We start from the raw sequence: 24743 nt of genomic DNA, 5'->3' as shown, positions 1-24743 counted from the left end.
CGGCGTCCCGGGCCGCCGGCCGCGGCGCATGTCGCGCAAGCGCCCGCCGCGGGGTCGCGGTCCTGTTCCGCGATCCGCAGGCCGGCATCTGCCGGCTGCTGCGGCCGATGGCTGACATCCCCCCGGCGCCGGGTTAGGCTTGCCGCCGTCAGGCAGTCAGGTGCGCGGAACAGGAGGGTGCGATGGCGGACGGGAGCGAGAGACGGACGCAGGTGACGTCGAGCCATTGGGGCGCGTTCGAAGTCGATGTCGAGGGCGACCGCATCGTCGCCACCCGGCCCTTCGCGGCAGACCCGCATCCGCCGGCGATCCCGGCGATCCTGCCCGCCGCGGTGCATCACTCCAGCCGGGTCCAGCGCCCGGCGATCCGCCGCGGCTGGCTCGAGACGCGGCGGCGGGACGGGCGCGGCAGCGACGATTTCGTCGCGCTGCCCTGGGACGAGGCGCTGGACATCGCCGCGGGTGAGATCGACCGGGTGCGCAAGGCCCATGGCAACGAGGCGATCTTCGGCGGCTCCTATGGCTGGGGCTCGGCTGGCCGCTTCCACCACGCCCAGAGCCAGGTCCACCGCTTCCTCAACTGCATCGGCGGCTATGTCGCCTCTTTCGGCAGCTACTCGACCGGCTGCGCCCAGGCGATCATGCCGCATGTCTTCGGCGTCGACTTCCTCAAGCTGCTCTACGAGCATCAGGACGGTTGGCAGGTGATCCACGACCATACCGAAACCCTGGTCATGTTCGGTGGCATCAACCCCAAGAACGCCCAGGTCAGCATGGGCGGGATCACCGAGCACGAGACCGCCGGCTGGTTCGAGAAGTTCGCGGCCAAGGGCATGTCCCGCGTCAATGTCGGCCCGCAGCGCAGCGACGCGCCCGAGGGCTGCGACTGGCTGCCGCTGCGGCCGGCCACGGACACCGCGCTGATGCTGGCGCTGGCCTATGTGATCGAGACCGAGGGGCTGACCGATCGCGATTTCCTGGCGCGCTGCACCGTCGGCTTCGACTGTTTCCGCCCCTACCTGCTGGGCGAGAGCGACGGCCAGCCCAAGAGCCCGGACTGGGCCGGCCCGATCTGCGGCGCCGACCCGGAGGCGATCCGGGCGCTGGCCCGGCGGATGGCGACGACGCGGACGCTGATCACCGTCGCCTGGTCGCTGCAGCGGGGCGAGCACGGCGAACAGCCCTACTGGATGTCGGCGGTGCTGGCGGCGATGCTGGGCCAGATCGGGTTGCCGGGCGGCGGCGTCGGCTATGGCTACGGCGCCATCGGCGGGGTCGGCAAGTCGTTCAAGGGGCTGCGTGGCATGACCTTCTCGCAGGGCCGGAACCCGGTGCGGACGGTGATCCCGGTGGCGCGGATCGGCGACATGCTGCGCAACCCCGGCCAACCTTACGATTTCAACGGCCGGCGCGGGCCCTACCCGGATATCCGGCTGATCTACTGGGCCGGCGGCAATCCGTTCCACCATCACCAGGACCTCAATGCCCTGCACGCGGCCTGGCAGGGCCCTGAGACGATCATCGTGCATGAGCCGTGGTGGACCCCGACCGCCAAGCGCGCCGATATCGTCTTCCCGGCGACGACGCCCTACGAGCGCGAGGATATCGGCCGGTCGAACCTCGACGACTACCTGTTCCACATGCCGCAGCTGGTCCCGCCCCAGGGCGAGGCGCGCGACGACTACGCCATCTTCGCCGGCCTGGCCGAGCGGCTGGGGGCGGGGCCGGCCTTCACCGGCGGCCGCAGTGCGGCGGACTGGATCCGCAGCCTCTACGACGACTACCGCAGCCTCGCCGCGGAGCAGGATGTCGAGGTGCCGGATTTCGAGACCCTGAAGGCGCGCAACTGGGTCCGGCTGCCGATCCGGGCCGAGGGCCCCAACCGGACCCTCTTCGCGCCGTTCCGCACCGACCCGGAGGCGGCGCCGCTGGGCACCCCGTCGGGCCGGATCGAGATCTTCTCCGACAGGATCGACGGCTTCGGCTACGACGATTGCCCCGGCCACCCGGTCTGGCTGCCGCCCCGGGAATGGCTCGGCGCCGCGACCGAGGCGACGCCGCTGCACCTGGTTTCGCCGCAGCCGGGCGACAAGCTGCACAGCCAGCTCGAATGCGCGCTGGCCGACGTGCCCGGTGCCCGCCCGGTTACGCTGGCGATTCATCCCGCGGACGCCGCCGCGCGCGGGATCGGCGACGGCGAACTGGTGCGGGTATTCAACGGCCGCGGCGCCTGCCGGGCGCGGGCGCGGGTCTCGGACGCCATCCGTGAGGGCGTGGTGGCGCTGCCGACCGGGGCCTGGTTCGGCGATCCGGGTGGCAATCTCGATCCGCACGGCAATCCGAATGTGCTGACGCTGGATGTCGGCACCTCGCGGCTGGGGCAGGGCTGCAGCGCCCATACCGCGCTGGTCGAGGTCGGCCGGCTCGAGGATTGAGGCCCAGACACCCGGACGCGGAGGCGGCAAGGATGGACAGCGCCGCCGGCTTGCGCCATCACCGCCCCGACCCGGCGTGGAGGAGAGCGGCGCAATGGCGGAACCGCAGACGGCCAGCGACACTTCCGACAAGGCCGCCGCCCGGCGCGCCCTGCCGGCGGGCATCTGGGCGCTGGGCTTCGTTTCTCTGCTGATGGACGTCTCGTCCGAGATGATCCACGCCCTGCTGCCGGTCTACCTGACCGTCGGGCTGGGGGCGACGGCGCTGGCGGTCGGCGTCATCGAGGGCATCGCCGAGGCGACGGCGGCGATCACCAAGGTGTTTTCCGGCGCGCTCAGCGACCGGATCGGCAAGCGCAAGGGGCTGGCGGCGCTGGGCTATGGGCTGGCGGCCTGCACCAAGCCGATCTTCCCGCTCGCCGGCTCGGTCGGCTGGATCGTCGCCGCGCGCTTCATCGACCGCATCGGCAAGGGCATCCGCGGCGCACCGCGCGACGCGCTGATCGCCGACCTGACCCCGCCGGCACTGCGCGGCGCCGCCTACGGGCTGCGCCAGTCGCTCGACACCGTCGGCGCCTTCCTCGGCCCGCTGGCGGCGATCGGGCTGATGTGGCTGTTCGCCGACCGTTTCGCCTCGGTCTTCTGGGTCGCGGTCGTGCCCGGGTTCCTGTCGCTCGGCCTGATCCTGTTCGCGGTCAGGGAGCCGGCCCGGCCGGAGGGCACCCGGCAGGTGCGCAATCCGCTGGCCCGCGACGAGCTCGCCCGCCTCGGCGGGCTCTACTGGGCCGTGGTTGCCGTCGCCGCCGTCTTCACCCTGGCCCGGTTCAGCGAGGCCTTCCTGGTGCTGCGGGCCCAGCAGGCCGGGCTGGCGCTGATGCTGGTGCCGCTGGTGCTGGTGGGGATGAATGTCGCCTATGCGTTGTCGGCCTACCCGGTCGGCGTGCTGTCGGACCGGGTCGGGCGGCTGGCGCTGCTGGCGCTGGGCGTCGGGCTGCTGATCGCCGCCGACATCGTGCTGGCGCTGGCGCCGGGGCTGGCGGGGATCGCCGTCGGCGTCCTGCTCTGGGGGCTGCACATGGGCTTCAGCCAGGGGCTGCTGGCGTCGCTGGTCGCCGACACCGCCGCGCCCGAGCTGCGCGGCACCGCCTTCGGCCTGTTCAACCTGGTCACCGGCGCGGCGATGCTGGCCGCCAGCGTGCTGGCCGGGGCGCTGTGGGAATGGGGCGGGCCCGAGGCGACCTTCCTCGCCGGGGCCGGTTTCGCGGTGCTGGCGTTGCTCGGCCTGCTGGCGCTGCGCGGCCGGCTGGCGCGGCGGGCGAAGAAGGGGCAGGGGGCCCGAGCCTAGGCCGGCCCGACCCTAGGCCGGCTTGCCGAAATCGCCGACGTCCAACACCGGCGCGGCGTCGAGATCCTCGGCATCCAGCATCGCCGCCACCCGTTCCAGCGACGAGATCAGCTGCGCCTGTTCCCAGTCCGCCAGCGCCTCGAACTTGCGCACGAAGCGTTGCTGCAGCGCGTCCGGCGCGGTGCGCAGGGTGGTGGCGCCGCGCTCGGTCAGCAGGATGTTGGTCTGGCGCCGGTCGGTGGCCGATTTCTCGCGCGTGACCATGCCCTGACGCACCAGCTTGTCGACCAGCGAGGTGACGGTTGCCTGCTTGATCCCCATGCGCTTGGAAATATCGGTCGCGGTGCAGAAGCCGCGCTCGGCCACCAGCTGCAGGGCGCGGAACTGGGCCGCGGTCAGCCCGGCCGCCTGGGCCAGGTCGCGGCGATACATCTCGGTTGCCCGCAGGATGCGGCGCAGCGCGATCAGACTGGCATCGGTACGGTCCATCCCACCCCCTCGGAATTCCGGCGCCCGATGGTGACAGAGCCGGGTTCCGGATGCAAACTTTTGCCGATCGGTGGTATCGGCGCCCGGATTGCAACGATAGATCGAAATATTTTCCATAGCTTCTATATGGGTTTGTCAGGATAATGGCGCAAATTATGCCGTTCGGGGCGGAAAAGTGCTTAGGTTATTGAAATATTCATCTTTGGGTGTTACTTAGAAGATCGAAGCAATTTGGAGGTTCCGAGAGTATGCGACATTCACTGGAGTTCTTCCGCGCCACCGGCCCCGTTCTGCGCAAGCCCGCAGCCGAGGACGGCGCAGCGATCTGGAAGCTGGTCCAGGCGTGCAAGCCGCTCGACGAGAACTCGGTCTATTGCAACCTGATCCAGTGCGACCACTTCCGCGACACCTGCGTTCTGGCGGAGGAGGACGGCAAGGTCGTCGGCTGGATCTCGGCCTATATCCTGCCCTACGACCCGCAGACCGTCTTCGTCTGGCAGGTTGCCGTCGCCGAGGAGGCGCGCGGCACCGGGCTGGGCGGCAAGATGCTCAAGCATCTGCTGGGCCGGAAGGAGCTCAAGGACGTGACGCGGTTGCAGACCACGATCACCGAGAGCAACAAGGCCTCCTGGGCGCTGTTCAAGCGCTTCGCGCAGCGCGAGGGCGGGGAGCTGGACAACCAGGCCCACTTCACCCGCGACACCCATTTCCGCGGCATGGCGCCGACCGAGCACATGGTCACCATCTCGCTGCCGCGGCGGGTCAAGCAGGCGGCCTGAAGCCGGCCCCTGCACCCGCAGCCAATTCCCCAGACAAGGATCTGACATGTCGACTGCCAAGACAGCCGAAATCGCCATCTTCAAACGCCGCGAGTCCGAAGCGCGCAGCTATTGCCGCAGCATCGACGCGGTCTTCACCTCGGCCTCGGGCTCGGAACTGACCGACGCCGAAGGCCGGAGCTATATCGACTTCCTCGCCGGCTGTTCCTCGCTGAACTACGGCCATAACGACCCGGACATGAAGGCCGCGCTGATCGACCATATCGCCGGCGACGGCATGGCCCATGCGCTCGACCTGCATACCGATGCCAAGGGCGCCTTCATGGAGGCGTTCGAGGCGCATATCCTCAAGCCGCGCGACATGGATCACCGGCTGATGTTCACTGGCCCGACCGGCGCCAACGCCGTCGAGGCGGCGCTGAAGATCGCCCGCAAGGTGACCGGCCGGACCAATGTCATCGCCTTCACCAACGGCTTCCACGGCGTGACGCTGGGGGCGCTGGCGGCGACCGGCAACTCCTATCACCGCGGCGGCGCCGGCACGACGCTGAACGGCGTCACCCGGATGCCTTACGACGGCTACATGGGCAAGTCGGTCGATACCGCCGACCTGCTCGAGAAGATGCTCGACGACCGCTCGAGCGGCGTCGACGCCCCGGCGGCGATCCTGCTCGAGACCGTTCAGGGCGAGGGCGGGCTGACCGCCGCGCGTCCCGAATGGGTGCGCCGCGTGGCCGAACTGGCCAGGAAGCACGGTGCTCTGCTGATCATCGACGACATCCAGGCCGGCTGCGGCCGGACCGGGCGCTTCTTCTCCTTCGAGGAGATGGGCGTGACCCCGGACATCGTGACGATGGCGAAGTCGATCTCGGGCTTCGGCCTGCCGATGGCGCTGATGCTGGTGCGGCCCAAGCACGACGTCTTCGGCCCGGCCGAGCATAACGGCACCTTCCGCGGCAACACCCATGCCTTCGTGACCGCCAAGGTGGCGATCGAGAAGTTCTGGGCCGACGACACCTTCCAGACTGGGCTCGACAAGCAGTCCCTGGCGTTGACTGCCGCGCTGGAAGAGCTTGCCGCGCTGATCCCGGGCGCCTTCCTCAAGGGCCGCGGCCTGATGCAGGGCGTCGATGTCGGCTCGGGCGAGCTGGCCGGGGACATCTGTGCCCGCGCCTTCCGCAAGGGGCTGATCGTCGAGACCTCGGGGCCGGACGACCAGGTGGTCAAGATCCTGGCGCCGCTGACGACGCCGCCGGAGGTGATGACCAAGGGTCTGAACATCCTGCTCGACGCCGCCCGCGACGTCGCCCACCAAACCAAATTCGCTGCGGAGTAACCTGATGATCGTTCGCGACTTCCACGACCTGGTCAACACCGACCGGACCGTTTCCGATGCGCAGTGGACCTCGGTCCGCATGCTTCTGGCCGATGACGGGATGGGGTTCTCGTTCCACATCACCTTCCTCGATGCCGGCTCGGAGCACACCTTCGAATACAAGAACCACTTCGAGAGCGTCTACTGCATGCAGGGCAAGGGCTCGATCACCGATCTCAAGACCGGCGAGACCCACGAGATCAAGCCGGGGGTGATGTATGCCCTGAACGAGCATGACCGCCACACCCTGCGCGCCGACGAGGAGCTGGTCATGGCCTGCTGCTTCAACCCGCCCGTCACCGGCCGGGAAGTGCACCGCGAAGACGGCTCCTACGCGCCGGCGGAAGAACTGGCCTGAGCCACCCGCCGCACGGCGCCTTCGACATCCTGACAAGCACAACTGGGGCTCCGGCCACCGGGCCGGAGAGATATACCGTGAGCTTTCCCGAACATACTGTCGAGAAGATCGGCGGCACCTCGATGAGCCGTGCGCGCGAGCTGCGCGACACGCTGTTCATCGGCAAGCGCAAGGGCGCCGATCTCTACCGCCGCATCTTCGTGGTCTCCGCCTTCGGCGGCATCACCAACCTGCTGCTGGAACACAAGAAGACCGGCACGCCGGGCGTCTATGGCCTGTTCGCCAATGACAGCAGCGAACATGGCTGGCTCGACGCGCTCAGCGCCGTCGCCGAGGCGATGCGCGCGGCCCATGCCGAGGTGCTCGACCACGCCGCCGACCTGGCCGCGGCCGACGATTTCGTCCGCGAGCGGATCGAGGGCGCGCGCTCGTGCCTGTTCGACCTCCAGCGGCTGTGCTCCTACGGCCATTTCCGGCTCTCGAGCCACATGCTGATCATCCGCGAGCTGCTGTCGGGGCTGGGCGAGGCGCATTCGGCCTTCACCACCACGCTCTTGCTGCAACGCGCCGGGGTCAATGCCCGTTTCGTCGACCTTTCCGGCTGGCGCGACGAGAGCGAATACACGCTCGAGCAGCGCATCGCCGCCGGGCTGGCCGATGTCGACCTGGAAACCGAGATGCCGATCGTCACCGGCTACGCCCAATGCGGCGAAGGGCTGATGCGCGAGTTCGACCGCGGCTATTCCGAGGTCACCTTCTCGGCGCTCGCCGCCCTTAGCGGCGCGGCCGAGGCGATCATCCACAAGGAGTTCCACCTGTCCTCGGCCGACCCGAACCTCGTCGGGCCCGAGAGCGTGCGCAAGCTCGGCCACACCAATTACGACGTCGCCGACCAGCTGTCGAACATGGGCATGGAGGCGATCCACCCGAGCGCCGCCAAGACCCTGCGCCAGGCCGGCGTGCCGCTGCGCGTCACCAACGCCTTCGAGCCGGGCGACCCCGGCACGCTGATCGACGACGCCCCGGCCGAGGCGGCGGAAGTCGAGATCGTCACCGGCCTCGACGTGGTCGCGCTCGAGCTGTTCGAGCAGGACATGGTCGGGGTGAAGGGCTACGACGCCGCGATCCTCGAGGCGCTGCGGCGCCACAACGTCCGCATCGTGTCGAAAAGCTCGAACGCCAACACCATCACCCACTATGTCGAGGCGTCGCTGAAATCGGTGCGCCGGGTCGAGCGCGACCTGCTCAAGCTCTACCCCTCGGCGACGCTGAACGTCCGGGCGCTGTCGATCGCCTCGGCCATCGGCCGCGACCTCAGCGGCCTGCGCGTGCTGGGCCGCGGCCTGGCGGCGATCGAGGGCGAGGGGGTCGAGGTCATCGCCGCCCACCAGACGCCGCGCAATGTCGACGTCCAGTTCGTCGTCGCCCGCGACGACCTGCTGACCGCGATCCGGGCGCTCAATGCCGAGGTCGTGATCGGCGCGGCCGAAGAGCCGGAACAGCGCAAGGCGGCCTGACGCGGCCCACGGATCGCCTTGTATCGCTGTGGTCTCGACACCCGTCCCGGTCCCGGGGCGGGTGTCGTCGCATCTGGGGACGGGCGCGGCGAATTTCGCCCATTCGCCCTGCGGCGGCTTGAACGAGTCGGCCCGGGGCGCTCTACTGGCGGGGATTTGTTCGATGGTTGCGAGGGCCCGATTCCATGTCCGATGCCGGCCGCCACGTGATTGCCACGCCCGAGCCGCTGTTGCAGCGGCTGGCCGCGCAGGGATGGCGGGTGATCGGGCCGAAACCCCGTGACGGCGCGATCTGCTACGAGGAGATCGGGCCGGGCGACCTGCCCCGGGGCATGACCGACAGCCAGCAACCGGGGCAGTACCGGCTGGAGCCGGGTGACCCCGGGCGCTGGTTCGACTATGTCGTCGGGCCGCAAAGCTGGAAGAAATGGCTGTTCCCGGCGCGCCAGAAGCTGTGGAGCGCGGCGCGGGACGGCAGCGGCTTCACCGTCGAGGCGCCCGGGGATGCCTGGCCGAAAACCGCCTTCTTCGGCGTCCGCCCCTGCGAGATCGCGGCGATGGGGATCCAGGACCGGGTCTTCGACAATGGCAGCTTCGCCGATCCCGGCTACGGCGCCCGCCGGGCCGAGACGCTGATCGTCACCGTCAACTGCGCCCGCGCGGCCGAGACCTGCTTCTGCGCCGCGATGAATACCGGGCCGCGGGCCGAGGGCGGCTATGACCTCGCCCTGACCGAGCTGGAGCGGGGCGGCTTCCTGCTGGAGGTCGGCAGCGCGGCGGGTGCGGCCCTGCTCGACGGGCTCGACCTGGCGCCGGCCGGGCCCGACCATGTCGAGGCCGGCCGGGCCGTCTCGCGCGCCACCGCCGCCAGCCAGAGCCGCAGCATGCCCGCCGAGATCGCGCCGATCCTGCGCGACGCGGCCGAGCATCCGCAGTGGGAGCTGGTCGCCGACCGCTGCCTGAGCTGCGCCAACTGCACGCTGGTCTGCCCGACCTGCTTCTGTTCCGATGTCGAGGACAGCACCGACCTCAGCGGCGACCACGCCGAACGCTGGCGGGTCTGGGACAGCTGCTTCACCGCCGAGTTCAGCCATGTCCATGGCGGTTCGGTCCGACAATCGACCCGCTCGCGCTATCGCCAGTGGATGACCCACAAGCTGTCGAGCTGGCACGACCAGTTCGGCACATCCGGCTGCACCGGCTGCGGGCGCTGCATCGCCTGGTGCCCGGTCGGCATCGACATCACCGAGGAAGCCGCGGCCTTCGCCGCAAGCAAGGAGGGCTGAGCATGGAGGTCAAAGGCTTCGAGGAGATCCTCGCCGACCATCCGGTGTTCCGCGATTTCGACGCCGACATCCTGCTGCTGCTCGCCGGCTGCTGCATGAACGAGCATTTCAAGCCCGGCGAGGTGATCTATGGCGAGGGCGACGGCGCCGACAAGGTCTATATCCTGCGCCATGGCGATGTCGCGATCGAGGTCGGCGCGCCGGGCCGGGGCCAGATCATCGTCGAGACGCTGCATGCCGGCGACATCCTCGGCTGGTCCTGGATCGTGCCGCCCTACCGCCACCGCTCGGAGGCGCATGCCACCAGCGAGGTGCGGGCGGTCAGCATCGACGCCGCCTGCCTGCGCCGCAAATGCGACGACAACCCGGTGCTGGGCTACCGCATCTTCCAGCACTGGCTGCCGCATATGGCGCAAAGGGTGCAAGTGCTGCGGATGCAGCTGCTCGATCTCTACGGAACGCGGGGCTAAGGCGGTGGCGGAGGCGGTCCTCACCGACCCGATGCTGCCCCGGCGCTTCCGCGTCGCCAAGGCCTGGGACGAGTTGGGCGACGTCCGTTCGCTGGAACTCGAGCCGGTCGACGGCGCGCCGATCGCCTTCCGGCCGGGGCAGTTCAACATGCTCTATGCCTTCGGCATCGGCGAGGTCGCGATCTCGATCTCCAACGACGCGGCCGAGGCGGGGCGGCTGGTCCACACCATCCGCTCGGTCGGCGCGGTGTCGGACGCGCTGACCAAGCTGCAGCCGGGCCAGATGCTGGGGCTGCGCGGTCCGTTCGGTTCGTCCTGGCCGGTCGAGCAGGCCAAGGGCCGGCACGCGGTCTTCGTCGCCGGCGGGCTCGGGCTGGCGCCGCTGCGGCCGGCGATCCTGCATGTCCTCAACAACCGCGCCGACTATGCCGGGATGACGCTGATCTACGGCGCCCGCTCGCCCGGTGAGCTGCTCTATGCCGAGGAGATCGCGGCGTGGAAGTCGCGCTTCGATACCGAGGTCGAGGTGACCGTCGACCATGCCCAGCGGGGCTGGACCGGCCGGGTCGGCGTCGTCACCACCGCGCTCGGCCACGCCCTGTCCGGGGTCGATCCCGGCAGCGTCACCGCCTTCCTCTGCGGCCCCGAGATCATGATGCGCTTCACCGCCGCCGGGCTGATCGAGGCCGGGGTGGCGGCGCGGGACGTCCATGTCTCGATGGAACGCAACATGAAATGCGCCATCGGCTTCTGCGGCCATTGCCAGTACGGCCCCGATTTCATCTGCCGCGACGGGCCGGTGTTTTCCTACGACCAGGTCGCGCGGCGGCTGACCCAGAAGGAGATCTGAGTGATGGCCCGCCCCAAGCTCGCGGTGTGGAAATTCTCGTCCTGCGACGGCTGCCAGCTGCAGATCCTCGACTGCGAGGACGAGCTGCTGGAGATCGCCGGGGCGCTCGACATCGCCCAGTTTCTCGAGGCGACCAGCGCGGCGCTGGACGGGCCCTATGACATCTCCTTGGTCGAGGGCTCGATCACCACGCCGCATGACGCCGAGCGGATCAAGCAGATCCGGGCCCAGTCCGGCGTGCTGATCTCGATCGGCGCCTGCGCCACGGCGGGCGGCATCCAGGCGCTGCGCAACTTCGCCGATGTCGAGGAGTTCACGCGCGCGGTCTACGCCCATCCCGACTATATCGACACCTTGGCCACCTCGACCGCCATCGCCGACCACGTGAAGGTGGATTTCGAGCTGCGCGGCTGCCCGATCTCGAAGCCGCAGCTGCTCGAGCTGATCTCGGCGACGCTGGCGGGGCGCAAGCCGCATGTGCCGCGGTCGTCGCAATGCATGGAGTGCAAGCGCGCCGGGACCGTCTGCGTGACGGTGGCGCATGGCACGCCCTGCCTCGGCCCGGTGACGCAGGCGGGTTGCGGCAACCTGTGCCCGTCGCATGGCCGCGGTTGCTACGGCTGCTTCGGGCCGAAGGAGAACCCGAACCCGGCATCGCTGTCGGCGCATCTGGCCGAAGCCGGGGCGACGCCGCCGCAGCTCCGCGCGCTCTATCGCAGTTTCAACGCCGGCGCGCCGGCCTTCCGGGACGAGAGCCTGAACCATGAGTGAGAGGGTCATCAAGGTCGACGCGCTGGCCCGGGTCGAGGGCGAGGGGGCGCTGTATCTGAAGATCAACGGCGATGCGCTGGAACAGGTCGAGTTCCGCATCTTCGAGCCGCCGCGCTTCTTCGAGGCGCTGCTGCGCGGCCGCGATTACGGCGACGCGCCCGATATCACCTCGCGCATCTGCGGCATCTGCCCGATCGCCTACACGATGAGCGCCAGCCACGCGATGGAGGATGCGCTCGGGATCGCCATCCCACCCGGGATGCACACCCTGCGCCGGCTGCTCTATTGCGGCGAGTGGATCCAGAGCCACGTGCTGCACGCCGCGATGCTGCATGCGCCGGATTTCCTCGGGTTGCACGACGCGATCCAGATCGCCGGCGTCGCGCCCGATCTGGTGCGCAAGGCGCTGCGGGTGAAGAAGCTGGGCAACACGCTGATGGAGGTGATCGGCGGACGGGCGGTGCATCCGGTCAACACCCGCGTCGGCGGCTTCTACCGCGCGCCCGACCGCGAGGCGATCCGCGGGCTGGTGCCGGAACTGGAGGACTGCGCCCGGATCGCGCGCGAGCTGACGCTCGACTTCGCCAAGTTCGATTTCCCGCAGGACGAGTACGACTATCACTTCGTCTCGCTGATCCATGACGATTGCTACCCGATCATCGAGGGCCGGATCGGCTCGAACCGGGGGCTGGACATCGCCGTTTCCGAGTTCAACGACCACTTCGTCGAGGAGCATGTCGCGCGCTCCAACGCCCTGCACGGCCGGATGCGCGACGGCTCGGCCTACCTGGTCGGGCCGCTGGCGCGCTATGCCAACAATTACGGCCAGTTGACGCCGTCGTGTCAGCAGACGGCACGCGAGGCCGGGCTGGGCGAGGTGGTACGCAACCCGTTCCAGTCGATCCTGGTGCGGATGATCGAGGTGCAATATGCCTGCGAGGAGGGCGCCCGGATCGCGGCCGGCTACGAACCGCCGGAGCCGGCGGTGATCGCGGCGCCGGCGCGGGCGGGCGAGGGCCATGGCTGCACCGAGGCGCCGCGCGGCATCTGCTATCACCGCTACCGGCTGGACGGCGCGGGCAAGATCGAGGAGGCGCAGATCGTGCCGCCGACCTCGCAGAACCAGCCGCAGATCGAGGCCGATCTGGCGCGGGTGGCGGCGGCCAATCTCGACCTCGCCGACGAGGCGCTGAAATGGCGCTGCGAGCAGACGATCAGGAACTACGATCCCTGCATCTCCTGCGCCACCCATTTCCTCAAGCTGACGGTCGAGCGTGTCTGACCTGGTGATCGGGGTCGGCAACGCACTGCGCGGCGACGACGGCGTCGGCCCCTGGGTGGCCGAGGCGCTGGCGGCGCGCGGGCTGCCGGCGCAGGTCCATGGCGGCGACGGGGTCGGCCTCATCGACCTGTTCGAGCGCCACGCGCGGCTGGTGCTGGTCGATGCCAGCCACAGCGGCGCGGCGGCCGGGACCGTCACCGAGCTGGACGCGCTGGCCGGGCCGCTGCCGGCCGCCTTCTTCCACTATTCGACCCATAATTTCGGCCTCGCCGAGGCGGTCGAGACCGCCCGGGCGCTGGACATGCTGCCCGCCGCGCTCACGGTCCATGCCATCGAGGGGGCGGATTTCGCCGCCGGGCAGGGGCTTTCGCCCGAGGTGGCGCGGGCGGCCGAGGCGCTGGTGGCGCGGCTGGCCGCCGGCTAGGGCATGTGTCGGTCAGGGCGCGCGGACGTAATCGCCCGGCGCCTCGGCGAGCGGCGGATAGCCGGCCTCCTTGCGCCCCAACGGCGGCGGCGGAACGTCGTTGTCGCCATGTTCGACCAGCCAGTCGCGCCACGGCTCCCACCACGAGCCGGCCTTGCGCGGGATCGCCGCCGCCCAGTCGTCGGGATCGCTGTGGCGGTCGCCGCTGCGGTGCTTGAGCAGGCGATAGCCGGCCTTGGGGTTGCCCGGCGGGGCGACGATGCCGGTATTGTGGCCGCCCGAGACCAGGGCGAAGTCGATATCGCCATGCAGCAGGTAGGTCAGCTTGAAGACCGAATGCCAGGGCGCGATGTGGTCATGCTCGGTCGCCACGGCGAAGACCGGCACCCGGATATCGGGCAGGAACACCGTCTCGCCCCCGGCCTCGAGCCGGCCCTCGGCCAGGTCGTCGTTGAGGAACATGTGGCGCAGGTATTCCGAGTGCATCCGGTAGGGCATCCGGGTGGCATCGGCGCTCCAGGCCCCCAGGTCGCTGTGACCGTCGCGCTCGCCCATCAGGTAGTCGTGCACCATATGCGACCACAGCAGGTCCTGCGAGCGCAGCATGGTGAAGGTGCCCGCCATCCGGCGCTGGTCGAGATAGCCCTTGTCCCACATCATGTCCTCGAGCAGCGCCAGCTGCGCCTCGCTGACGAAGAGCGACAGCTCGCCCGCCTCCGAGAAATCGACCTGGGCGGCCAGCATCGACAGGGTGGCCAGCCGGCCGTCGCCGTCGCGCCCCATCGCTGCCGCGGCGACGGACAGCAGGGTGCCGCCAAGGCAATAGCCCATGCCGTGCACGGTCTCGGCGCCGGTGATGGCGCAGACCGCGTCGAGCGCGTCCATCACCCCCAGCTCGCGGTAGTCGTCGAGGCCGAGGTCGCGGTCGCCTTCGTCGGGGTTCTTCCACGAGATGCAGAAGACAGTGAAGCCCTGGCCGACCAGCCAGCGGATCAGCGAATGCTCCGGTGTCAGGTCGAGGATGTAGTATTTCATGATCCAGGCCGGGACGATCAGCACCGGCACCGAATGCACGGTTTCGGTCGCCGGCGCGTACTGGATCAGCTCCATCAGCCGGTTGCGATAGACCACCTTGCCCGGCGTGACCGCGACCTCGCGGCCCGGCCGGAACGCCTCGGTATCGGCGCGCGGCGCCCCGGTGACCGCCCGCTGGACATCCTCCAGCCAATGCGCCAGTCCGCGGACAAGGTTCCGGCCGCCCTCCTTGACGGTGCGGTCGAGAAGCTGCGGATTGGTGGCGAGGAAGTTCGACGGCGACAGCATGTCGAGGACCTGCCGCGCGTAGAACTCGACCAGCGCCTCGTTCTTGGCGTCGACGCCATGCACCTCGGTGGTGGCGTTGTGCCACCATTGCTGGTTCAGCAGGAAGGACTGGTAGATCAGGTTGTAGGGGAAACGTTGCCATTCCGGCGCCCGGAAACGGCGGTCCTGGGGCAGGGGGGCGATGCAGGGCTCGGGCGTCTGCTGGCCGCTCAGCTGGCACCAGGCTGCCTCGTTCAGCTTCTGCCACTTGCGGCTGGCTTTCCAGACCAGCTCGGCCTGCTTGCCCGGCGCGATCGCCATGTGGCTGGCCCAGTCGGCCCAGGCGCCGACAAGGTCGATCAGCGACAGCCCGCCCAGGGCCTCGCCGATGCGGGCATGCAGCCGGCGGTCGAGCTGCTCGAAACTTGCCTCGGCGGCACGTTTTTCGGGGCTCTCCGCCGCGGACTCAATACTGCTCTCGACCGGCGCCGGGGCCGGCTTCACCTCGTTACGGGCCATGTGCTGCGCCTATTTCCTGCCGCTGGCCGACAGGGTGTCGGTCATCGCCTTGCCTTCCTCGCTGACGCTTTTCAGCGCCTGTCCGGCGATCGAGGACATCGAGCTGGCCAGCTTGCCGCTCTCGGTGCTGTAATCCGCCATCATCCGTTGCCAGAAATCGGACCACAGCCCCATCAGCGCGCTCGGGTCCTCGGCCTCTGCCAGCTCGGCCATCATGGCGCGATCCTTCTCGAACCGGTCCTTCATGAAGTCGAGCATCTCGACATTCTGGGCCAGCATCGCCTCGACCATCTTCGCCTGCGGCCGCAGGAAGGCGGCCATGCCATCGCGCGCGTCGGGAATGGCAGAGGTGAATTTCCAGATGTCGGGGCTCGCGGTGCTCTTGCGGGGTGCCATTTGATCCTCCGATGCTGCGGCGCGTCATCCACGCCTCCTACCAGAATCGCCGCTTTCGTTGCGGCACGCATTGATCTCTCGCAAGCGCAGAGCGGTTTTTTCCGCACTGCGGCGAAAATGCCCCGCGCCGGTCCCGTCAGTCCAGCAGCTCGGCGGCCGCCCGCGCCAGGACGGTGCCCAGCGTGGCATGGGCGGCGGCGTCGAAATGGACCCCGTCGATCGGCGAGACGGTGATATGGGCGCCGGCATCGACGAAGCCGGCGCCGCGCGCCTGCGCGACCGCTTCGATCCGCGGCGCCAGGGCGGCCGCCTTCGCCGCGCCGCCCTCGAACATGCCGGCCAGGCAGCCGGTCTCGGTCAGCGGCGGCGGCGCCACCAGCAGCAGCTTCGGCGTGGCGCCGCCGGGGCCACATTGCGCCGCCGCGATCACGCCGCAGAGCCGGTCGATCGAGCGGGCGATGTCGTCGGCGGTGACGGCAAAGCGCGCCTTGCAGTCGTTGGTGCCCAGCATCATCACCACCAGGTCGAGCGGCCGGTGGCTTTCCAGCAGCGCCAGCAGCACGCTCAGCCCGTTGCGATGCTCGCCTTCGACCGGGTCGGGATGGACGGTGGTGCGGCCGGGATGGCCCTCGTCGATGACATGGACGGCCGGCCCGAGGGCGCGGCGGAAATGGCCGGTCCAGCGGCTGGAAAAGCCGTGCCGGCCGCGCTCGGTCAGCGAGGGCAGCGGCATCGTGCCATGGGTGTTGGAATCGCCGAAACACAACACCACCCGCTCCGCGTCGCTCATCGCACCCTCCCTTGTCCGCGTCGGGGCACTCTCGCCCGCGTGGCCATGATGCACAAGGGCCGCTTCTTCTTTGCTCAAATACTCTCGGGGGGCGCAGGGGGGCGGACAGCCCCCCGCCGGCCTCGCCAGCCGCGCGCGGACTTGGGGGAAAGAGGTTCTATTTCAGAGGCTTGCGAAGAGTTGCGAAAGCCGCCCGGCCTCGCCCTCCAGCCCCCAGGGCGTGTTGATCGCGAACAGGCCGCTGCCGGTCATGCCGTGGCCGGGCCGGGCCGGCGGAAAGCCGACCTCGTGGCGCAGGGCGTTCGGGTAGCCGGCCCGCTCCAGTGCCTCCAGCATCGGGACATGGGCGCGGGAAGACAGGATCGGGTACCAGAGCAGGATGACGCCGACATTCCACTTGCGATGCAGCTTGGCGATCAGCTTGGGCAGGGCGGCGTAATCGGCCTTCACCTCGTAGCTCGGGTCGATCAGCATCAGCCCGCGGCGCGGCGTCGGCGGGGTGACGGCCAGGGCCATCTCGGCCCCGTCCTGCTGGCGGCACTGGGCGCCGTAGCGGCTCATCACCTCGCGCAGCGCGGCATATTCCTGCGGGTGCAGCTCGGCCAGCGTCATCGCGTCGCTCGGGCGCAGCGACTGGGCGGCGAGCAGGGGCGAGCCGGGATAGGCCTCGGCGCCGTATTGCGCCCGGATCTCGGCCAGGCGGCGGGCATAGGGATGATCGGCGGCGAACCAGCCCCGGGCCTCGGCCAGCCGGATGCCCTGTTCCGCCTCGCCGGTCTTCACCGCCTCGGGCGCGTCGAGCCGATAGAGGCCGCGGCCGGCATGGGTTTCGATATAGCTCAGCGGCTTGTCCTTGCGCGTCAGGTAGTCGAGCGCGGTGCAGAGCAGCGCGTGCTTGTGGACGTCGGCGAGGTTCCCGGCGTGGTAGAGATGTTGGTAGGACAGCATGGCGGCGGCTCTTGCGGCGGAGGCCCCCAACCTATCCGATCGCGGGGCGCCTCGGCAAGGGCGGGCTGGAGCAGGCGGCGCGGCCGGGGCCGCGGTTCGGGCGAGGGTCGACTTGATGCGATAGTTTAAGGCTGGTTCGTAACTATATTAATATAAAAAGAATAATCTCATTCCATGGATGTCACCCCGTCTCCCGTTCCGGGGCTGCCTTGGCGCCTTCGTCGTTCAACCGGGTCTCGATCCGGGCGCTGTGTTCCAGCGTCCGGTGCACCGGGCAGCGGTCGGCGATCTCCATCAGCCGGACGCGCTGTGCCCCGGTCAGCGGCCCGTCGAGGCGGATCAGCCGGGTGAAGCGGTCGAGCTTGTCGGCCTCGGTGCAATGGGTGCAGTCCTGGGCGTGGACCTTGTCATGGGTGACGTCGACCTGGACATGGTCCAGCGGCCAGCCCTTGCGCCGGGCATACATCCGGATCGTCATCGAGGTGCAGGCGCCCAGCCCGGCGGCGACGAACTGGTAGGGCGACATGCCCCGGTTGGTGCCGCCATAGGCCTTGGGCTCGTCGGCCAGGGCGTGGTGCCACGGCCCGGCACTGACATCCTGCAGGAAGCCGCCGGGATCGGATTCGACGACCCGGGTCACGCCCTCGGGCACGCCGGGCGGCGGCGCCGGCGGCCGCAGGTCGAGATAGCGCGCGGCCCAGGCGGCGATGACCCCGGCGGCGTACTCGGCATCGGCCGGGGCGGTGATCAGGTGGTCGGCCTTGTCCAGCGTGACGAAGCTTTTCGGGTGGCGGGCAGCGGTGAAGATGCGGGTGGCATTCTCGAGCCCGACGACGCAGTCGCGCGGGGCGTGCATCACCAGCAGGGCGCGCTTGAGGTGGCCGAGTTCGGGTTCCAGCCGCTCGCCGGCGATATCGGCGATGAAGTCGCGGCCGATGCGGAAATGGCGGCCGCCGAGATCGACGGTGGCATAGCCCTCGGCGTCGATCCGGTCGAGCGCGTCGTCGAAATTGTGGGCGATATGGCCGGGATCGTAGGGCGCGCCGAGGGTGACGACGGCGCGCGAGGACGGGATCCGCGGCGCGGCGCGCAGCACCGCCGCCCCGCCCAGCGAATGGCCGATCAGCAGGCTGGGCGCCATGCCGCGCGCCTCGAGCGCCTGCGCGGCCAGCACGAGGTCGTCGACATTGGACGAGAAGGTGGTGTTCTCGAACTCGCCGGCGGAATGGCCCAGCCCGGTGAAGTCGAAGCGCAGCACCGCGATGCCCATGGCGGCGAGGCGCCGGGCGATGCGGCGCGCGGCCGGGATGTCGGCGCCGCAGGTGAAGCAATGGGCGAACAGGGCCGTAGCCAGGTGCGGGCCCTCGGGCATGTCGAGCCGTGCGGCCAGGTCATCGCCCGCATGGCCCGAAAAGGTCAGCTTTTCGGTCGTCATCGTCTCTCGTCCCCTCTGCGGCTCAAACTGGCGCGCCGGGGGCGGGGCGGCAAGGGGCTGCGTGCGAAACTGACGGCTTGGTGACGGGGTGTGTCATGGCGGCGGCGCATCGCCGGTCGGGCCAGTCACCTGAGGTCGAGGGCGGAGAATGTCTTTTCGATCCTCCGGTCCGGAATCGAGGCGCGCAGCGCCGCCGGGCCGCGCCCTCCCTCCCGTCAGGGAGGGCGCCTTGGCGATGTTGCTTGCCGTTCGGACCTCGTTCGGGGTCTTGGAACAAACCGTAGACCACGGACTGGAGAAGCGCCCGCCCGAGGGAGGGCGCGGCCCTCTATCTCGCTCGGTGAGAACGCCCCGGAGGGTTTTACAGCGCCCCCATCAGCGCCGGGTCGAACGGATACCGCGTCAGGTTCTCGTAACCGGTCTCGGTCACCAGCACCTGGTCCTCGAGCTTGATCGAGAAGCCGCCGCCCTCGGCGCCGACCAGTGCCTCGACGCAGAGCACCATGCCGGGTTCCAGCAGGTAGTCGAAGGCGCCGTCCTGCCAGTTGTCGGGGTAGGGGACCGAGGGCCATTCATCGCACAGCCCGACGCCATGGAAGCGGACGCCGTATTTCAGCTTGTCGAATTGCGGGTCGAGCTGGTGGCCCTCGAAGCACAGCTCCCTGAGCGAGACGCCGGGCTTCATCAGCGCCATGTTGGTGGTGACGTGTTCGTGGGCGTGGCGCATGGCGTAGACCATGGCGTTGGTCGGTTTCTCGTCGCCGACCCACCATGTCCGCGAGATGTCGACGCAGATGCCGTAGCTGCCGACGAGATCGGTGTCGAAGGCGACGATCTCGTTCGGCTGGATGATGCGGGGGCCGCATTCCTGGAACCACGGGTTGGTGCGCGGGCCCGAGGTCAGCAGCCGGGTCTCGATCCACTCGCCGCCGCGCTTGATGTTCTCGGCATGGAGCACCGCCCAGACGTCGTCCTCGCTCAGCGCGCGGCGGGGGACGCCTTCGCGGCAGACCCGCTCCATCTCGGCCATCGCCGCCTCGCAGGCATGGGCGGCGCAGCGCATCGCCAGGATCTCGTCGGGGCCCTTGACCGAGCGCGCCTTCTCGGTGACCTCCTCGCCCTCCATCAGCTCGAAGCCGGCGGTCTCGAGCGCGCGGTGGCCGTGGATCATGATCTTGTCCACCGCCAGCCGCCGGTTGCCGCCGCCATGTTCGGCGATCAGCTCCGCGACCTCGGCGGCGAAGCTGCGGGCGGCGTCGGCGCCGCGGTCGCCGGTGATCATGTAGAACATCGAGGCGCCGGAGCGGCTCTCGCGGACCAGCGGGTTGTAATCGGCCAGGAAGGGCGAATTCTTGTAATCCCAGATCACCATGTAGCCGTCGGCGCAGAGCAGCACGGCGCGGAACGGGTTATGGGTGTTCCACAGCTGCATGTTGGTGGTGTCGGTGGCGTAGCGGATGTTGAGCGGATCGAACATCAGCAGGCCGCCGTAATCGCGGTCGACGATATGCCGGGTCAGCCGGCGCCAGCGGAAGTCGCGCATCTTCAGCAGGTCGGGCGGGGTCAGGCCCGCCGCCTCCCATTCGCGGAAGGCCAGTTGCGTCGGGCCGATCTCGATCCGGTCGGCGTCGTTGGGGCTGCCATCGGCCAGCTGGGCGCCGCGGCTGGGATCGATCTTGCGGGTGTCGGCGTAATGGCGGTTCATCGGCTCCTCCCTGATTGGGCGAAGCATCGGGCCGGCCGGCTGCGGAAGGCGCGCCGGAATGCGACGTGGAAAGGACGGATTCGTGCCGCGTTCCGCCGGGACGGCAGGGCGCGGGGGGCGAGACCAAAAATGCTGTGGATAAGCGGTTTTCCCGCTCCGGAATGCGGTCTAAGGATCGGGCATGACGACCATTCTGCACAAACACCTCCCCTTCGCGCCCTGGGCCGATCCGCGCACGCGACGGCTGCCGGGCATCCTGCCGCTCGAGCCCGGCGACTGGCTGCGGGTCGACGAAGCCTTCGCCGGCCAGATGGCCGAGCGTGACCGGCTGATCGCCGGCAAGCCCGAGGCCGTGCACCGGCTGGCGCCCGAGGCACTGCCGGCGGCGCGGGAACTGCTCGCGCTGGTGCTGGCCGAGTTGAGCGCCCTGCCGGGCTACGTGGTCGGCCGGGAGGTCGTCACCCGGCCCGACGGCATGGCGGTCAAGCTCGACCGCGACGCGCCGCTGCTGACGCTGGGCCGGCTGTGCCAGGAGGATTTCTGCCTCCTGCAGCAGCAGGGCGACGAGCATGTCCTGACCGGTGCCATCCTGTGTTTCCCGGCCAGCTGGACGCTGGAGGAGAAATACGGCCGGCCGCTGATCGGCATCCATGACAACGTGCCGGTCTATGACGACAACATCGCCCGCCGGGTCCAGCGCCTGTTCGACGCCATCCGCCCGGGGCGGGGGCTGTGGCGGGCCAATGCGCTGCTCTACGAGGATCCGAGCCTGTTCCATCCCAAGCGCGAGGCCGATCCGCGCAAGAAACCGGCCAGCGCGCCCTTCCTGCGCTCGGAACGGCAATGCCTGCTGCGGCTGCCCGAGAGCGGGGCGGTGGTGTTCTCGATCCACACCTACCTGCTGCGGGTCGAGGATCTGAGCGAGGAGCAGGCGGCGGCGCTCGACGAGCACCCGATCGAGGTGACGGTCTGACCGTCACCCGGTGCCGGGAAGCAAGAAAGCCCGCGCAGGGCGGGCTTTCGCAAGGCCGGAGGCGCGGCGGCCGGGCCGCCGGGCTCAGGGCAGCGCCTTTCACACCATCGACATCACGTATTGGCCGAGCACCGAATGGGCCAGCCCGATCGCGGCGCCGGTCAGGGCGACGGCGCGGGCGGTGGTCTTGAAGTCCTCGCCGCCGAGGATGTTGTAGGTCATCAGCGCCGCGCCGACCGGCAGCGCGACCAGCATCAGCGTGGTGTTGACCGTGTAGATCGTCAGCCGCTGGGCCAGCGGCGGCTTGCCGGTCTCGGCGCCCGGCTGCTCGTCGGGATAGAGCGCGGAACGAATCCGGTCGAGCTCGGAGGCCTGGGGCAGGGGCAGGTCCGGCAGGTCGTTGGCGGCCAGGAGATCGGTCGCCGTGCCTTCCAGCGGGGCATCGCCGGCCTCGTCGGGCGCTGCCGGCAGCGACATCACCGCCGCTTCCCATTCCGCGCGCCAGTCCGGCCGCCGGCTGCGGCGCCGGGCCGGGGGCGTCGCGGCGCCGTCGGTCGTTTCGTTCTCTTCCGCACTGGCCTCGATCTGGGGCCGGCTCGGGCGGATCTCGGTTTCCAGCCGGTCCATCAGCCGCCGCACCGGCAGGTTGCCGAAGCGTTCGTCGCCGGGCTCTTCGGGCGCGACCTCGGGGCTGGCCGCCGCCAGGTCGGCGCCGACCAGGCTGTCGGCGGGGAAATCGGTGCCCTCGGCGATGTCCTGCTCGCTCATGCCGATCGCCTGTTCGACCAGCGTTTCGAAGTCGTCGGGCGTGAACACGCCTTGGAAATCCTTCCACAGCACCATGTCGGCCGGGTTGCGGTCGAGGATGCCGGCGATGACCGACTGGCACAGCGATTTGCGGTGACGCGCCAGCCGGGTCTGCGAGCGCCAGTCCGGCCCGGGGCCGACCGACAGCACCAGCACGGCCTCGCAGGCCTCGGCGCTGTCATCGCCCTGCGGCGCTTCCCAGTAGCCCAGCAGCACGCGCGAGCCGTCGATGTCGATCACGACCATGTCGTCATGGTCCCAGCTCAGTTGCAGCGTGTCCTCGAAGGACCCGCGCAGAGCTTCCTCCATGCGCGAGACATAGGCGGCGAAGTTCAGCACCGGGCGTTCCCGGTAAAGCAGAGAAACACTCGTACTGGTCGCGTTTACGAAGGCGGCGTCATACATGACAGAGGTCTCCAGCCAGCTTGCAAGAGATACTGTCGGCCCGAAATCGGCCCCATTTGAGCGCAAAATGTGGAATTTTCTGGATTTGCTGCAATGGGTTAGGGGATTGACTGTTTCCGCTTTAAAAACAAAAGGGCGCCCGGAGGCGCCCTTCCGCAGGTATTGTTTCCCGGCTCAGCAGGAATAGTAGAGCTGGTACTCGACCGGGTGCGGCGTGTGCTCGTAGGCGTAGACCTCTTCCCACTTGAGCGCCAGGTAGCCCTCGATCTGGCCCTTGGTGAAGACGTCGCCGGCGAGCAGGAAGTCGTGATCGGCTTCCAGCGATTCGAGCGCCTCGCGCAGGCTGGCGCAGACGGTCGGGATCGAGGCCAGTTCTTCCGGCGGCAGGTCGTAGAGGTCCTTGTCCGAGGACGGGCCCGGGTCGATCTTGTTCTTGATGCCGTCCAGGCCGGCCATCAGCAGCGCCGAGAAGGCCAGGTAGGGGTTGGCCGCCGGGTCGGGGAAGCGGGCCTCGACACGCTTGGCCTTCGGGCTTTCCGCCCACGGGATCCGGACGCAGCCCGAGCGGTTGCGGGCCGAGTAGGCGCGCAGCACCGGGGCTTCGAAGCCCGGGATCAGGCGCTTGTAGCTGTTGGTCGACGGGTTGGTGAAGGCGTTCAGCGTCTTGGCATGCTTGAGGATGCCGCCGATGAAATACAGCGCCTCCTGGCTCAGGTCGGCATACTTGTCGCCGGCGAAGAGCGGCTTGCCGTCCTTCCAGACCGACATGTTGACGTGCATGCCGGTGCCGTTGTCGCCCTTGATCGGCTTCGGCATGAAGGTGGCGGTCTTGCCGTAGGCGTGGGCCACGTTGTGGATCACGTACTTGTACATCTGCAGGTTGTCGGCCTGCTTGGTCAGCGTGCCGAAGATCAGGCCCAGCTCGTGCTGGCAGCTGGCCACTTCGTGGTGGTGCTTGTCGACCTTCATGCCCATGCGCTTCATGGTGCTCAGCATCTCGCTGCGCAGGTCCATGGCGTCGTCGATCGGGTTGACCGGGAAGTAGCCGCCCTTGACGCCCGGGCGGTGGCCCGAGTTGCCCGATTCATACTCGGCGTCGGTGTTCCAGGCGCCGTCGATGGCGTCGACCTCGTAGGAGACCTTGTTCATCGAGACCGAGTAGCGGACGTCGTCGAACAGGAAGAATTCCGCTTCCGGGCCGAAGAAGGCCTGGTCGCCGATGCCCGAGGCCTTCAGGTAGGCCTCGGCCTTGACCGCGGTGCCGCGCGGGTCGCGGTCATAGTGCTCGCCGGTGTCGGGCTCGAGCACGTTGCAGTGCAGGCAGAGCGTCTTCTCGGCGTAGAACGGGTCGATATAGGCGCTGTCGCAATCGGGCATCAGTTTCATGTCGGACTGGTCGATCGATTTCCAGCCGGCGATGGACGAACCATCGAACATGAAGCCCTCTTCGAGGAAGTCCTCGTCGACCTCGTCCGCGATCACCGTGACGTGCTGCAGCTTGCCGCGCGGGTCGGTGAAGCGGATGTCGACATATTCGACTTCCTCGTCCTTGAGGGTCTTGAGAACCTTGTCCTTGCTCATGTGACCATGATCCCTTCTGTTGAGCATGCTTGCGGCAGGTCCATCCTCCAGACCGCCGCGAAAAACCTTCAGATCGCGTCGTCGCCGGTTTCGCCGGTGCGGATGCGGATCGCCTGTTCGACGGGGCTGACGAAGATCTTGCCGTCGCCGATCTTGTCGGTGCGGGCGGCCGAGACGATCGCCTCGACGGCGTTCTCGACCAGATCGTCGGCCAGCACCACCTCGATCTTCACCTTGGGCAGGAAGTCGACGACGTATTCGGCCCCGCGATAAAGCTCGGTATGGCCCTTCTGGCGGCCGAAGCCCTTGACCTCGATCACCGAGAGCCCCTGCACGCCGACCTCCTGGAGGGCTTCCTTGACCTCATCGAGCTTGAAGGGCTTGATGATCGCCTCGATCTTCTTCATCGCTGCCGACTCCCTTTGGATTTGCGTTTCCGCCTCGTGTCACAACACTTCTCACCGGGGGGGACAATCGGGCAGGGTTCGGCGCCGGGCGGCA

At 68.9% G+C, this 24743-nt stretch carries 23 protein-coding genes; 13 read left to right on the top strand and 10 right to left on the bottom strand.

Going from position 1 to position 24743, the window contains the following annotated elements; all coding sequences use genetic code 11:
• The first annotated feature begins 182 nt into the window (after nt 1-182).
• Both ACFOES_RS07320 and ACFOES_RS07315 read left to right on the top strand, forming a co-directional pair.
• Nucleotides 183-2435 carry a molybdopterin-dependent oxidoreductase gene (locus ACFOES_RS07320; protein ID WP_377832546.1) on the top strand — a complete coding sequence of 751 codons (2253 nt, stop codon included), beginning with the start codon at nt 183-185 and terminating at the stop codon, nt 2433-2435.
• A gap of 94 nt (nt 2436-2529) precedes the next feature.
• Nucleotides 2530-3780 carry an MFS transporter gene (locus ACFOES_RS07315; RefSeq protein WP_377832545.1) on the top strand — a complete coding sequence of 417 codons (1251 nt, stop codon included), beginning with the start codon at nt 2530-2532 and terminating at the stop codon, nt 3778-3780.
• A gap of 12 nt (nt 3781-3792) precedes the next feature.
• Here ACFOES_RS07315 and ACFOES_RS07310 read toward each other — a convergent pair whose 3' ends face one another.
• Nucleotides 3793-4269: a MarR family winged helix-turn-helix transcriptional regulator gene (locus tag ACFOES_RS07310; RefSeq protein WP_377832544.1), complete on the bottom strand. Its 477-nt coding sequence runs from the start codon at nt 4267-4269 to the stop codon at nt 3793-3795.
• A 248-nt stretch (nt 4270-4517) separates the two neighbouring features.
• On the opposite strand from ACFOES_RS07310, the gene ectA reads away from it, so the two are divergent.
• From ectA to ACFOES_RS07260, 10 genes are all read left to right on the top strand, one after another.
• The gene (ectA, locus tag ACFOES_RS07305) at nt 4518-5048 is read left to right on the top strand and encodes a diaminobutyrate acetyltransferase (RefSeq protein WP_377832543.1); all 531 of its coding nucleotides are present in this window, start codon (nt 4518-4520) and stop codon (nt 5046-5048) included.
• Between the two features lie 46 nt (nt 5049-5094).
• Nucleotides 5095-6384: a diaminobutyrate--2-oxoglutarate transaminase gene (gene ectB, locus ACFOES_RS07300; protein ID WP_377832542.1), complete on the top strand. Its 1290-nt coding sequence runs from the start codon at nt 5095-5097 to the stop codon at nt 6382-6384.
• 4 nt (nt 6385-6388) lie between these two features.
• Nucleotides 6389-6781, top strand: a complete 393-nt coding sequence (locus ACFOES_RS07295; protein ID WP_377832541.1) for an ectoine synthase — start codon at nt 6389-6391, stop codon at nt 6779-6781.
• 122 nt (nt 6782-6903) lie between these two features.
• On the top strand, nt 6904-8298 hold the full coding sequence (locus ACFOES_RS07290) for an aspartate kinase (protein WP_377833014.1): 1395 nt from the start codon (nt 6904-6906) through the stop codon (nt 8296-8298).
• Between the two features lie 185 nt (nt 8299-8483).
• Complete coding sequence (locus ACFOES_RS07285) at nt 8484-9584, top strand: 4Fe-4S dicluster domain-containing protein (protein ID WP_377832540.1); 1101 nt, start codon at nt 8484-8486, stop codon at nt 9582-9584.
• Between the two features lie 2 nt (nt 9585-9586).
• Nucleotides 9587-10054, top strand: a complete 468-nt coding sequence (locus tag ACFOES_RS07280; protein WP_377832539.1) for a cyclic nucleotide-binding domain-containing protein — start codon at nt 9587-9589, stop codon at nt 10052-10054.
• Between the two features lie 4 nt (nt 10055-10058).
• Entirely contained in the window at nt 10059-10904 is an 846-nt protein-coding gene (locus ACFOES_RS07275) for an FAD/NAD(P)-binding protein (RefSeq protein ID WP_377832538.1), read from the top strand.
• A gap of 3 nt (nt 10905-10907) precedes the next feature.
• The gene (locus tag ACFOES_RS07270) at nt 10908-11675 is read left to right on the top strand and encodes an NADH-quinone oxidoreductase subunit B family protein (RefSeq protein WP_377832537.1); all 768 of its coding nucleotides are present in this window, start codon (nt 10908-10910) and stop codon (nt 11673-11675) included.
• A complete protein-coding gene (locus ACFOES_RS07265; RefSeq protein ID WP_377832536.1) occupies nt 11668-12957 on the top strand; it encodes a Ni/Fe hydrogenase subunit alpha in 1290 nt (429 codons plus the stop codon). Before ACFOES_RS07270 ends, ACFOES_RS07265 begins: the two co-directional genes overlap by 8 nt.
• Nucleotides 12950-13381, top strand: a complete 432-nt coding sequence (locus ACFOES_RS07260) for a hydrogenase maturation protease (RefSeq protein WP_377832535.1) — start codon at nt 12950-12952, stop codon at nt 13379-13381. The genes ACFOES_RS07265 and ACFOES_RS07260 overlap by 8 nt, the downstream gene beginning before the upstream one ends.
• A gap of 12 nt (nt 13382-13393) precedes the next feature.
• On the opposite strand, the gene ACFOES_RS07255 is transcribed toward ACFOES_RS07260, so the two are convergent.
• From ACFOES_RS07255 to dddP, 6 genes are all read right to left on the bottom strand, one after another.
• On the bottom strand, nt 13394-15202 hold the full coding sequence (locus ACFOES_RS07255) for a PHA/PHB synthase family protein (protein WP_377832534.1): 1809 nt from the start codon (nt 15200-15202) through the stop codon (nt 13394-13396).
• A 9-nt stretch (nt 15203-15211) separates the two neighbouring features.
• A complete protein-coding gene (locus ACFOES_RS07250; protein WP_377832533.1) occupies nt 15212-15598 on the bottom strand; it encodes a phasin family protein in 387 nt (128 codons plus the stop codon).
• A 136-nt stretch (nt 15599-15734) separates the two neighbouring features.
• On the bottom strand, nt 15735-16388 hold the full coding sequence (locus ACFOES_RS07245) for a GDSL-type esterase/lipase family protein (protein ID WP_377832532.1): 654 nt from the start codon (nt 16386-16388) through the stop codon (nt 15735-15737).
• A 162-nt stretch (nt 16389-16550) separates the two neighbouring features.
• Complete coding sequence (locus tag ACFOES_RS07240) at nt 16551-17336, bottom strand: 23S rRNA (adenine(2030)-N(6))-methyltransferase RlmJ (protein WP_377832531.1); 786 nt, start codon at nt 17334-17336, stop codon at nt 16551-16553.
• 181 nt (nt 17337-17517) lie between these two features.
• The gene (locus ACFOES_RS07235) at nt 17518-18771 is read right to left on the bottom strand and encodes a bifunctional alpha/beta hydrolase/OsmC family protein (protein ID WP_377832530.1); all 1254 of its coding nucleotides are present in this window, start codon (nt 18769-18771) and stop codon (nt 17518-17520) included.
• 361 nt (nt 18772-19132) lie between these two features.
• A complete protein-coding gene (gene dddP / locus ACFOES_RS07230) occupies nt 19133-20476 on the bottom strand; it encodes a dimethylsulfonioproprionate lyase DddP (RefSeq protein ID WP_377832529.1) in 1344 nt (447 codons plus the stop codon).
• Nucleotides 20477-20657: 181 nt separating this feature from the next.
• Here dddP and ACFOES_RS07225 point away from each other — a divergent pair, with 181 nt between their 5' ends.
• Nucleotides 20658-21449, top strand: coding sequence for a heme-dependent oxidative N-demethylase family protein (locus ACFOES_RS07225; RefSeq protein ID WP_377832528.1), 792 nt, complete (start codon nt 20658-20660; stop codon nt 21447-21449).
• A gap of 99 nt (nt 21450-21548) precedes the next feature.
• Here ACFOES_RS07225 and ACFOES_RS07220 read toward each other — a convergent pair whose 3' ends face one another.
• From ACFOES_RS07220 to ACFOES_RS07210, 3 genes are all read right to left on the bottom strand, one after another.
• Nucleotides 21549-22661 (bottom strand): hypothetical protein, encoded by a 1113-nt coding sequence (locus ACFOES_RS07220; protein ID WP_377832527.1) that lies wholly within the window; start codon nt 22659-22661, stop codon nt 21549-21551.
• Nucleotides 22662-22835: 174 nt separating this feature from the next.
• Nucleotides 22836-24242, bottom strand: coding sequence for a type I glutamate--ammonia ligase (gene glnA / locus ACFOES_RS07215; protein WP_377832526.1), 1407 nt, complete (start codon nt 24240-24242; stop codon nt 22836-22838).
• 68 nt (nt 24243-24310) lie between these two features.
• Nucleotides 24311-24649, bottom strand: coding sequence for a P-II family nitrogen regulator (locus ACFOES_RS07210; RefSeq protein WP_377832525.1), 339 nt, complete (start codon nt 24647-24649; stop codon nt 24311-24313).
• Nucleotides 24650-24743 lie beyond the last annotated feature (94 nt).

Origin of the sequence: Acidimangrovimonas pyrenivorans, from assembly GCF_042643245.1 — a bacterium.
GTDB classification, from domain to species: domain Bacteria; phylum Pseudomonadota; class Alphaproteobacteria; order Rhodobacterales; family Rhodobacteraceae; genus Acidimangrovimonas; species Acidimangrovimonas pyrenivorans.
The sequence above is the reverse complement of the archived record's forward strand: the minus strand, read 5'-3'. Positions and strand labels throughout refer to the sequence as shown.

Bases quoted from the DNA above. Each gene is read 5' to 3' on its own strand.
- ACFOES_RS07320 (WP_377832546.1), top strand. From the start codon at position 183: ATGGCGGACGGGAGCGAGAGACGGACGCAGGTGACGTCGAGCCATTGG.
- ACFOES_RS07315 (WP_377832545.1), top strand. From the start codon at position 2,530: ATGGCGGAACCGCAGACGGCCAGCGACACTTCCGACAAGGCCGCCGCC.
- ACFOES_RS07310 (WP_377832544.1), bottom strand. From the start codon at position 4,269: ATGGACCGTACCGATGCCAGTCTGATCGCGCTGCGCCGCATCCTGCGG.
- ectA (WP_377832543.1), top strand. From the start codon at position 4,518: ATGCGACATTCACTGGAGTTCTTCCGCGCCACCGGCCCCGTTCTGCGC.
- ectB (WP_377832542.1), top strand. From the start codon at position 5,095: ATGTCGACTGCCAAGACAGCCGAAATCGCCATCTTCAAACGCCGCGAG.
- ACFOES_RS07295 (WP_377832541.1), top strand. From the start codon at position 6,389: ATGATCGTTCGCGACTTCCACGACCTGGTCAACACCGACCGGACCGTT.
- ACFOES_RS07290 (WP_377833014.1), top strand. From the start codon at position 6,904: ATGAGCCGTGCGCGCGAGCTGCGCGACACGCTGTTCATCGGCAAGCGC.
- ACFOES_RS07285 (WP_377832540.1), top strand. From the start codon at position 8,484: ATGTCCGATGCCGGCCGCCACGTGATTGCCACGCCCGAGCCGCTGTTG.
- ACFOES_RS07280 (WP_377832539.1), top strand. From the start codon at position 9,587: ATGGAGGTCAAAGGCTTCGAGGAGATCCTCGCCGACCATCCGGTGTTC.
- ACFOES_RS07270 (WP_377832537.1), top strand. From the start codon at position 10,908: ATGGCCCGCCCCAAGCTCGCGGTGTGGAAATTCTCGTCCTGCGACGGC.
- ACFOES_RS07265 (WP_377832536.1), top strand. From the start codon at position 11,668: ATGAGTGAGAGGGTCATCAAGGTCGACGCGCTGGCCCGGGTCGAGGGC.
- ACFOES_RS07255 (WP_377832534.1), bottom strand. From the start codon at position 15,202: ATGGCCCGTAACGAGGTGAAGCCGGCCCCGGCGCCGGTCGAGAGCAGT.
- ACFOES_RS07250 (WP_377832533.1), bottom strand. From the start codon at position 15,598: ATGGCACCCCGCAAGAGCACCGCGAGCCCCGACATCTGGAAATTCACC.
- ACFOES_RS07245 (WP_377832532.1), bottom strand. From the start codon at position 16,388: ATGAGCGACGCGGAGCGGGTGGTGTTGTGTTTCGGCGATTCCAACACC.
- ACFOES_RS07240 (WP_377832531.1), bottom strand. From the start codon at position 17,336: ATGCTGTCCTACCAACATCTCTACCACGCCGGGAACCTCGCCGACGTC.
- ACFOES_RS07235 (WP_377832530.1), bottom strand. From the start codon at position 18,771: ATGACGACCGAAAAGCTGACCTTTTCGGGCCATGCGGGCGATGACCTG.
- dddP (WP_377832529.1), bottom strand. From the start codon at position 20,476: ATGAACCGCCATTACGCCGACACCCGCAAGATCGATCCCAGCCGCGGC.
- ACFOES_RS07225 (WP_377832528.1), top strand. From the start codon at position 20,658: ATGACGACCATTCTGCACAAACACCTCCCCTTCGCGCCCTGGGCCGAT.
- ACFOES_RS07220 (WP_377832527.1), bottom strand. From the start codon at position 22,661: ATGTATGACGCCGCCTTCGTAAACGCGACCAGTACGAGTGTTTCTCTG.
- glnA (WP_377832526.1), bottom strand. From the start codon at position 24,242: ATGAGCAAGGACAAGGTTCTCAAGACCCTCAAGGACGAGGAAGTCGAA.
- ACFOES_RS07210 (WP_377832525.1), bottom strand. From the start codon at position 24,649: ATGAAGAAGATCGAGGCGATCATCAAGCCCTTCAAGCTCGATGAGGTC.